The following is a 3,732-nucleotide window of genomic DNA, read 5'->3' as shown; positions in this document are numbered from 1 at the left end:
GCTCCCAGAGCCCGAGGTTGCGGGTGGCTGAGGGGGCGTCGGCGGGGCGGAGGAGGCGGAAGGGACGCGGGGTGGTGGTCGCGGTGTCAGGGGCGATCGCGGCGATCTCGGTGAGGATCGGGCCGTACGCTGCGTCGAGGTCGAAGGTGAGCGAGACCTGGGTAGAGGCCAGGTGGCAGGGGAAGGTGGCGGGAAGGCCGATTTGGAGGTCGGCCGCAAACGCGACCCGGATCAGGTAGGTCACTTACAATAACTCACGGACAAGCGATGTTGCTGAACCGCGCATGCCGAGCGGCCATTTTCTACCTATGCGCGAGTCGAAACACGGGAACAATGGACAGTATGTTCCCGGTTACACTTGTCGCCGATGCAGCCCAGATGCAACCAGCCTTTATCGATGCCAGAGGGCGCGCGAGGACCTCGCTGTAACCTGCAGCCGACAGAGTTCCCTTCCAGTTTCCATCCAGAAAGACAGGCTGGGTCCATATTCTGATGCCAACGTAGCTCTGATCGTATTGCACCCCGGGGGAACCCGCCACATAGTATTCGTACCCGGAAGCCGGCGTCATGAACGAACTGAATACGAAAGGCCCATCGCCCAAGTAGTACTTCTGACAACGAAGTCCTATAGAGACACCTGCCGAATCTCCCCCGAGCGAGAAGGCAAACAACGTGCTTGTACTATAAGGGTATCTCAGTATCCGCGCTACTACGCCCACTTGTCCTGCAGCTGTAGTGATCACGTTTGGCACCGCTAGGGGCGTGCCCCACGCAGACATACATCTCGGGTTTGTGGTGTCGCCAACTATGAATCCCTGGCTCCACAGCTCTTTCGCGGCCAACGCGCCATCGAGCAGATAGTGCTCCGCGGTCCACGGACTACTGTTTGTCAGTGTACCACCCCGAAAGGTAAGATCCACGGTCATTCCAGATCGCTTTCCCGAGTAGGACCAGGGAACGCTGAAAGGAAAGACCACATCGGTGGCCCACGGATGCGGGACCGAGGTGCGAGGCCCAACGGAGTGATCAGGCCAACTAACCGATGCGCTGAAGACTCGCGTCACGTTGGACGCCAAGTTCAGAGAAAAGGCCTGCGCACTTTGGTCACGCTCTCCCATGACGAGCTGCACGTTCGCCCAGCTGCGCCCGGCAAACCATGCGCTGCTTGCGTCCCGATGGCCGTCTCGTCGACACGCCAACTCGAGCACTTGCATCGGCGTGAGTACATCAGAATCCAGCAACTGGAACCGCATTTCAGGGTACCTTCCAAGGTCTTGAACACCGTGCGACGCCTCCTGCGTCAACAAACCTGGTGGGATCGTCGTGTAGTTTTGCGCCTTGAGCGAAACGCACAGCGCCAGAAGCACTGTCCAAGATGTCACAATGGTCATCATCATTGAGCACTCTAGAGGTGAGTCATGGAGACCCAACACGTTCCTGTGAACTGTGAGCCAGATGCTGGGTACGGCACGAGGTTGCCCGCCGCCATTTCATCGTCGATACTAAACTGCAAGCGCAAGTAGGGGTTGGTCGGGGGCGTGGTAGGGTACGGGTACAGGAACTCGTACAGCCCCGGGCCAAATATGTGGTTAGCTGTAGAAGGACCCACAAGTGATGCTATGTGGTTCCAGCCCACTAGTGCGTCAGGTGCGAAACTGTCGAACAGATCGATCGCAAGCTCTTCGGAGGATGACGCAGTGAGAGTAGCCGACTCAACGAGAATGCTGAGCACTAGGTGATTAGCGTGTTCAGGCGATGTCCCCGCCCTCGATTCGAACCAGTCCGAGGAATTGGACAACCGCGTGAACTGGCCCAAGCCAACAACACGCGACTCGGCTAGGATACCTGCGGCAATGCGCTTGGCCTGAATCGTCATTTCGAACACTCACAAGAGAGATGCCGTGAGGTCGCAAGAAACGACGCCGAAATCGTTCGCGGCCAGCGCGGCCCCATACGATGTTATCAGAAATGTCACTCGGACCCACGCCATGGTTACTTTGTTCGAAAAGGACAAACTAATCGTCTGGCCCACAGTATCGATTGCGTGTTGTTGGCCGCTTCCGGGAAAGGACGATCGAGAGCTAGGGTCTACCTCAAACCAATTCGACCGGTCGTTGCTCTGTTCCAGGACCACCTCGACGCCGAGCGAGCCGCTGCCAGCGGCAGCAAAAGACGTCGCGTGAAGTGTCACGCTCAGCGCCACACTGTTCGCCCCCACCATGCTGACGTGCTGGGTTGAGTTCAACTCGCTCGTGCCCGCGCTGTTCAGGGACCTCGGGGGAGTACCCCAGCCCGTTTGAGTCGCGGTCAATCCCCGAAAGATGACCGACATGTGGTCGGCCACCTTCACCGTCGTTGTCGCCATCGAGTACTCCTTTCCAAACTCGCGGCGCCACACTTCGCGGCGCCACACTTCGCGGCGCCACACTTCGCGGCGCCACACTTCGCGGCGCCACACTTCAGACACATTGAAGCTAGATTCGCCAAGCAGTCCCGTCAAGCCCCTCCGATCGGGAAACTCGACGTGCATTCACACTCAGGAGTTATCCTTACCCAAAAACTCCCGGCCCAACGGCAGGCGCAGGCACGAGCACTCGGTTCATAGCGAGCCTCCTCGCGCACTCACACCCACACCCCCCTACCGAATCCCCGCCAACTCCTGCAGCTGGCGCCAATTCCGCAGCCGATCCCGCTCCCCCGCCAGCAACGCCTCGCTCGGCTTCCCCTCCGCATCGAAGTGCTTGGCAAACCGCCCCTCCGACCGCGCGAAGTCCACGAACGTCGTCGCCGCGCCGCTCTTCCTGTCGAACAACCAATCGTCGTTCATCGCCGGGTTCCCGCGCAGGGACAGCCGCTCGGCGATCGACTCGCCCTTGCGTGGATCGTGCACGAACAGCGGGAATGCGCGGGTGTCCACCGCGAGCCGCGCCTGCGCGCCCGACATGTCGTCGGCGACACCGTGTTCCGGTTGGCAGGTGGTGAACACGTTGATGACCGCCGGGCCGGGGTACTCATTGGCGTCGAGGATCGCGCGGTAGAAGTGGTTCATATGCGCGGCGGTGGTCTGCGCGACGTACACATCCGGGTGCATCAGGCAGAGCTGGCCGAGCTCCTTGCGGCGTTCGACCTTGCCGGGGCGGGCCTTGCCGTGGGTCGACATCTTGGTGTTCTGGCCGAGGAATGTTGCCGTCGAGGCTTGGCCGCCGGTGTTGCTGTAGACCTGGGTGTCGAGCACCAGGACATTGATGTCGAGGCCGGAGGCGAGCATGCGCGACAGCGACTGGAAGCCGATGTCGAGCATCGCGCCGTCGCCGCCGACCACCCACAGCTTCTTGTCGTGCCAGCCGCGCTGATCCCAGCGCAGCCGCACGCCGATCGCGTCGGCCGGGCCGTTCTCGAACAGCGAGTTGGTCCACGGGACGAGGAACGGGTTGTAGGGGTAGGTCGACGAGTACACCGTGTTGCAGCCGGTCGAGGCGACGATGCCGACGCTCTCCGGCCCGTGGACGAAGCCGGTCGCTGCCAGCATCATGCGCAGCGCGGTGGCCTCGCCGCAGCCCATGCACGACCCCGCACCGCCGACGTAGAGCATCGCCCGCTCGGCGAGCATCAGGTCGGACAGCAGGCGCTCGTTGATGAACTCGGGGGGCGTCTCGGGCAGCGCCCGGTAGAAGTCGATCGTGATGATGGGTCACGAGACACGAGATGGCCAGACCACCCCCCCCAACTGAT

The 3,732-nt window shown here is 61.4% G+C and carries 3 protein-coding genes; 1 reads left to right on the top strand and 2 read right to left on the bottom strand.

Annotated features, from left to right (window positions below; all coding sequences use genetic code 11):
* Positions 1-244 (bottom strand): hypothetical protein (locus H6718_00175; protein MCB9583777.1); only part of this gene is annotated, 244 nt, incomplete at its 3' end.
* Between the two features lie 2,111 nt (positions 245-2,355).
* Between H6718_00175 and H6718_00170 the strand changes: the two genes are divergently transcribed.
* Positions 2,356-2,472, top strand: a complete 117-nt coding sequence (locus H6718_00170; GenBank protein ID MCB9583776.1) for a pentapeptide repeat-containing protein — start codon at positions 2,356-2,358, stop codon at positions 2,470-2,472.
* A gap of 166 nt (positions 2,473-2,638) precedes the next feature.
* Here the strand turns inward: H6718_00170 and H6718_00165 are convergent, their stop codons facing one another.
* Positions 2,639-3,688, bottom strand: coding sequence for a hypothetical protein (locus tag H6718_00165; protein MCB9583775.1), 1,050 nt, complete (start codon positions 3,686-3,688; stop codon positions 2,639-2,641).
* Between the last annotated feature and the right edge of the window lie 44 nt (positions 3,689-3,732).

The sequence above is a fragment of the Polyangiaceae bacterium genome (assembly GCA_020633205.1).
Taxonomy (GTDB): Bacteria; Myxococcota_A; Polyangia; order Polyangiales; family Polyangiaceae; genus JAHBVY01.
This window is presented reverse-complemented; position numbering and strand designations above follow the sequence as displayed.